4 protein-coding genes are annotated in these 5517 nt (G+C 39.3%); 2 read left to right on the plus strand and 2 right to left on the minus strand.

Annotation, left to right across the window (positions count from 1 at the left end; all coding sequences use genetic code 11):
- On the minus strand, window positions 1-215 hold a 215-nt coding region (locus ABVT42_RS21445; RefSeq protein WP_367024409.1), incomplete at its 3' end, for a hypothetical protein.
- The gene (locus ABVT42_RS21450; RefSeq protein ID WP_353897980.1) at window positions 199-3309 is read right to left on the minus strand and encodes a hypothetical protein; all 3111 of its coding nucleotides are present in this window, start codon (window positions 3307-3309) and stop codon (window positions 199-201) included. The genes ABVT42_RS21450 and ABVT42_RS21445, both read right to left, overlap by 17 nt.
- Before the next feature lie 204 nt (window positions 3310-3513).
- Here ABVT42_RS21450 and ABVT42_RS21455 point away from each other — a divergent pair, with 204 nt between their 5' ends.
- Together ABVT42_RS21455 and ABVT42_RS21460 are read left to right on the plus strand one after the other, a co-directional pair.
- Window positions 3514-4269 (plus strand): TauD/TfdA family dioxygenase, encoded by a 756-nt coding sequence (locus ABVT42_RS21455; RefSeq protein WP_353897981.1) that lies wholly within the window; start codon window positions 3514-3516, stop codon window positions 4267-4269.
- 250 nt (window positions 4270-4519) lie between these two features.
- The gene (locus tag ABVT42_RS21460) at window positions 4520-5311 is read left to right on the plus strand and encodes a hypothetical protein (RefSeq protein ID WP_353897982.1); all 792 of its coding nucleotides are present in this window, start codon (window positions 4520-4522) and stop codon (window positions 5309-5311) included.
- Window positions 5312-5517 lie beyond the last annotated feature (206 nt).

Genomic DNA, 5517 nt, shown 5'->3' on the forward strand with positions numbered 1-5517 from the left:
AAAGCCAGCAATGTCGTTAATAAATAATGCCGACCCGGAACAACCTGTTGCAAATAGAGCTGACGAGTACGACCACAACCACTGCGTCCATAACGTTGACTGCAAATCATCTGTTTACCGACAATATCTCGCTGGCGGTAGTCACGTTGTTTATACACATAGCCAATTTTTGGGTTTACGCTGCACGAATGACAGCCTTCATTTCTGATATACACAGTCTAGTGAGTCCCAGATTTCCTTAATCTGATTTTCTTGCTCCTCGACAACAAAATCATAGCTAATTTTAAGTTCTCGTTGCATGTTTTCAACGGCTTGTTTAATTTTTTTCTTAACCTGTTCCCAGGGCAATAAATAACAGTTTGAAATACATTGCAACATTAAGTCATGCAGAATTTCGGAACTGCACATCCATAAAACATATTTAAGAGGCTGCTCAGCTCTCACTTGGTGTTGTGCTGTACTTCTATAACAAGCATGATCCCATAGCTTTTTTGCGGCGGCTAACGAGCGTTCTAAGGTGTCCGTGGAAATATTAGAGTTACCCCTTTTAAGCTGAATAGCGATGTGCAACGCTTCAACAAAGTGGATCCCTCGCAATTGGTGAGCAGTGTCTCCAATTCCCTGAAAATAATGAGTAAAATCCTCCATGGATGTTTGTTTGTCTGGCGCGGCAAGTTCTTGTATCCAGTCGCAGGCGTAGGGTATATTTTTCAAATTGAAGTCTTTTTGATAAAAATATCGTTCCGGAAAATGGATACGCAAAGCTGCTAAACGGTAGTTTGCTGCGCACTTATAATGGCGCTTGGCAGCCTCAACCAACTGTTCAGTCCTTTTATTGGTCTTGTCGTTAACGAATTGTTTTAACAGGGTGTATTGATCCTGATTACCCCTGTGCCCCCAATAATGCGCTGCTCGTAACAACAAGGGATAATCGACGGGTTCGATCGCCGAACTAAGATCTAACAATCGTGGTGGAAGCGAAGATTCCAGTCGGCGAATATCAGCAGCATATTCAGGATCTTCTGGTACAGGGATAACAGCACGTTCATCACCGCGCCTTTTAGATGCGACATTAATCATATGATCGATAAGAAAAATATCATACCAGACTAAATCCTGTTGTAGCTGAGCGCTCTGCTTGCGAAATGACTTATGCAACTCCAATGATGTTTCAAGTGCTTGTTTAAATAGTCTTTCAGCTTTTTTCCCTAGTCTTTTAGGGTCCGCATAAAAGGCATGGCCTAGTAGCTTATCGAGAATAAACTGATTCAGTCCTTCATAGCACCCTAGTGATACCAAATGTTTTTTCACTGACTCAATATTGGGACGGATAAAATCGAGTATTTCAGTATCGTAAATGTATTGATGGAATCGGTAGTTTCGAAACCAGAATCGAAGGCATTCTAGGAGATGCTCATAGTTAGGAGTCATTCCTCTCCCTGCATCAATTTTGGGCATTAGTAAACCAGTCACTGCACTCAACTCTGAGCTGATATCTTGAATGACAAACCCCAAACAGTCCTTTTTCCCAACCAACTTATGTTCATCTGTTAGTTTTTCAGTAAAGGTAATGGACGATTGTAAAAATCCTTTATTAACAGCAGCCATATCTTCATTCTTTTGCAACCCAATCCCAAATTTAACTCTAGCAAAATCGTAGATAGCTTCATGTAATGAGAAATGCTTAGTTTTGTCCGAAAATTGAACTAGGTGATATTTTTCTAACTCTTTTAGCTCAGTATTTCGATGATCTTTAAAGTATTCTCGAAGACGCTTCTCCCTAGGTAGTTGACTTCTTGTTCCTAGAACGCAACGTCGAAGCACCCTTCCTAGAATTTCAATTCTGGGGAAAAGAGATAATAGCAACAAGGTATCCTGTGATTCTTGTTTTAAACAATCAAAACTGAGATTAAAAGCCGCGTGCAGCTGGTGGGCATAGTCATCTAGCTCGATGTGCTCAGAAGTTTGTCCTACGCCGTATTTATCAATCAACTCTATCAGAGCGTCTAAATTGTATTGTTGTTGCTGTCGTGCATAAGCTCCCATCAAAGAGATAGAAAGGGCGTGGCCGCCTAACTTGCCATCTTTAGCAACGAACGCTTGTAGTTTACTATCTTCCGGTTTGATGTCTGGTATTTTTGACCTATTAATAAACAATGCACCGGCTTCTTCATTCTCAAGTACCGGCAATTCCATTATGTCACCCTTTCTGGCTAATAACTTTTTTCTACTGGTAATAAGAAAGTGTATATTAAATACTCCATTCTTTGGTAGAAATTTATTGATTTGATTATCATTAGAAGCATCGTCTATGATAATTAGACAGTGTTTTTGAAATCTCTTAGTTAATTGTTCAAAAAAATAGTTTTGCTCTTTTACATCTTTAAAGTCTGGCGAATCAGCCGGAAAACTCGGAATTTTACACCTTTCAATACAAAACTGTCTGAGTTGTGATTGCAAGAGGCCTCTCCTTGCATCAAACCATAGGATACAAGAATAATGACTACGAAAATATCGATAGCCGTATTCTAAACTTAAAGCTGTTTTTCCTTGTCCTCCTACTGCCCCTAAAGATACAGCTACTTTCTCTTTTTTACCTACTAAGTTTATTCCTGTGTTGTAGTTTAGGAATTTTTGATTAAGCGTTTCAAGATGCTTAGTTCGGCCGACAAAATACGGTAATCGGTCGGGCAGGTTGTGCATCTTGTTGTAGGAAAGGAATTTCTCTGTATCTACCTTCATCGCCTGGAGTAATTCTTCAATATTTACGTACAGCTTCGATGGTAACTCTTTATCACTTTTTGGGTCCCATCTTTCAAGCTTGGCGTAACGATGAGCATCAGCGATATTTACCGAATTGCTATCGTTTATAGTTCCGTCATTTCCACCTCCAAACTTGCCTTCCCGAGAAAGGAATTGACTGACATCTGATGGGGTTACATCTGGGCCGCTATACAAGAATTGTAAAAGGTAATAGAAATCTGCTTGGGTGTTTATATGGCGCAGTACCTGAAATCTGCGCCAGGCGATACGATCAAACGACAAAGTTGTTAGTAGCTGAGCCAGGCAACAACGAATGATATTGGGTAACACTGTAGTGTTGCCTGGCTTTAGTTGTTTGCGGTCGAATGTTCCTTCGTTGTCATCCTGCCATACCACATCATCGTGCATTTTTGGCTTAATCTCTGCAATTCGACGCCAAAAATCGCAATGACTGATTTGTTCGTTTTTTTGAAGATAATTCAAAAAATGTAACAAGTCTTGATATTGCGTGAGATCAGCAAGAATAGTGTGGTCTGAAATTGACATTTTTGGTCCCTCAAATAGTTTTTTTCAGATTAAAACCATAAGTATCTGATTTATAAAGCATTGCAAAAGGCTTCTCAGCAAATGCTCCAATTACTAAATACCCTGATAATGAGAGTACAAGAAGGCTAGGAGCCTGAGTAACTCGAGAAGTTACCTGATGCGCATCGGTTGTTCACTTTCAACGATTAGATTGAGGGCAACCTTATGAATACGAATAAATTTCCAAAGTTTTACCGTGAGCGTGGCATGTTGATTACTGAAACAGTTGCTGATTTCGTGCAAGTCTGCATTGATTTTAGCCGCGAACTTGTACTGTTTCGTCCTAATACATCGCTCACTGAAACTGAATTACTACTTTGCGCGCAAAATCTTGGTGAGGTAATTGCTCATCCAGCATACGGTCCTGTGACTAATATCAAAGTGAACAAAGTCTGTCAATCGGTTTCCATTGCAATGAAGCCAGTCCGCCATGATTACCATACCGATGGTAGCTTTAAAGATGTACCACCACGTGAATTTTTACTGCAGTGCGTATCAGCCGATTGCGAAGGAGGCGCTTCGATATTTTTGCAAGTAGCGGCCTTGTTTAAGGAGCCGGTTCAGGAGCATATCAATGCCTTGCTTGATACGACATGGAAAATTCAGCGTCCAAGTTATAATAACGAACCTGTCAGCACCTACATTGGAGCACTCTTAAAAATCGACAAAACTGGTGAATTTAAATTACGGTGGAGGCATGATGATATGGTAAAGCCTGTGCTGGTTAGCGCGACCAATCCAGCTAAATCTCGCGCTGCATACACATGGCTAAAGGGTCGGGTCGACAGTTTAAAACCTAAGGTATACAAGATGCAGAATGGTGAAATAGTTAGAGTCCCTAACGAATACATTTTGCATGGCCGCCAAGCTATTACTTCGCTAGAGTCAGAGCGACACATGCGTCGTATTTGGATCGCCTAACCCAGGTAGGTTGAAGCTAAGGCTTCAACCTAGTTTTCTGAAAAATCTTACGCCATTTATATTCTCAACAGCTTTCTTTATGTTACTGAGAATTTTTCAATTCAATATTGAAGAGCTTGCTTTTCAAGTTAACAGGTCTATTGCTAAATGCATTTAAAACATTTGTCTATTTTAAAATTTAATAGTCTAAGCTATCATCCTTCTCTATAGTCAAGTTGTTTAATTGAGCTGCCAATTAAGGTATACCAAAATGAAATACGAAATTGACACGTCATCTCTATCCAGGGTGCAGAAAGATGAAGTATGGGAATACATCATCTGGAGCAATGTTTTTACTACTGCAATTAAAAGTGCAATCGGAATACCAATTGGATTTCTAATTTTAGCAATATTCACTAAAGAGTGGCACTTATCCTTTTTTGGATGGGGACTTTTAATATTGATTATTACGAGCTTAATAGATTTGACGGATGCTCTAGACCGGAGAGACGCTTATTATGCTACTGCCAAAAAGAAGCAAGAGAATTGGCCATTAGAAAAAGCTAAAAAAATCAATTCTATAATTAAGCAAAGCAAGGATTACTGTATTCAGTGTAGTGGAATTAGAAATCAATTAGTTACTAAAATGAATATTGCCAAAGAAAAGTACAATCGCAATCTTTTTAGTCAATATTGGGATATGATCGAATCAATTACAAAATCATTTGATGAATATCGGTTAAAAATTGAACGTTTAAAGATTGTTCAAAATGAATATCATTATGAGATTAGAAATATAGGCACCAATGTTAGACATAATTTTCCGAGCAGCATTTTAAATATGAACATGGTACCTCTAGTAAGTAGAGAATTAAGCGATTTCAAAGAGCTCAGGGAGCTTGGTGAAAGTCATCGTGACTTTGCTAATATTTGGGAACAGCGAAGAACAAGAGAAGCAATTATCACAGGATTTAAGAACTTGCAGGCAAGTGTTGATGGAGTGGGTGATACAATAACGCTAGCCATAAATAATTTGCGCGGAAGCTTGAGAGTTCGTGACTAAGGTAGTTTAGTGCGAAGTCAACACTTGTGGAATAAAACGGCGGCTACTGCTTGAACTGAACCAACGACCCTGTAAAGAGAAATAAGGGGTCAAGCCTATTTTGCAATATATAAAATCTAAGCTATATTATTGTCATGCCAAGACCCACTCGAATAGAATATAAAGGCGCATTTCACCATGTGATGAATCGCGGCCGAGGCCGTCAA

This window comes from Aliikangiella maris, from assembly GCF_040719265.1.
GTDB classification, from domain to species: Bacteria; Pseudomonadota; Gammaproteobacteria; order Enterobacterales; family Kangiellaceae; genus Aliikangiella; species Aliikangiella maris.

Bases quoted from the DNA above. Each gene is read 5' to 3' on its own strand.
- ABVT42_RS21450 (WP_353897980.1), bottom strand. From the start codon at position 3,309: ATGTCAATTTCAGACCACACTATTCTTGCTGATCTCACGCAATATCAA.
- ABVT42_RS21455 (WP_353897981.1), top strand. From the start codon at position 3,514: ATGAATACGAATAAATTTCCAAAGTTTTACCGTGAGCGTGGCATGTTG.
- ABVT42_RS21460 (WP_353897982.1), top strand. From the start codon at position 4,520: ATGAAATACGAAATTGACACGTCATCTCTATCCAGGGTGCAGAAAGAT.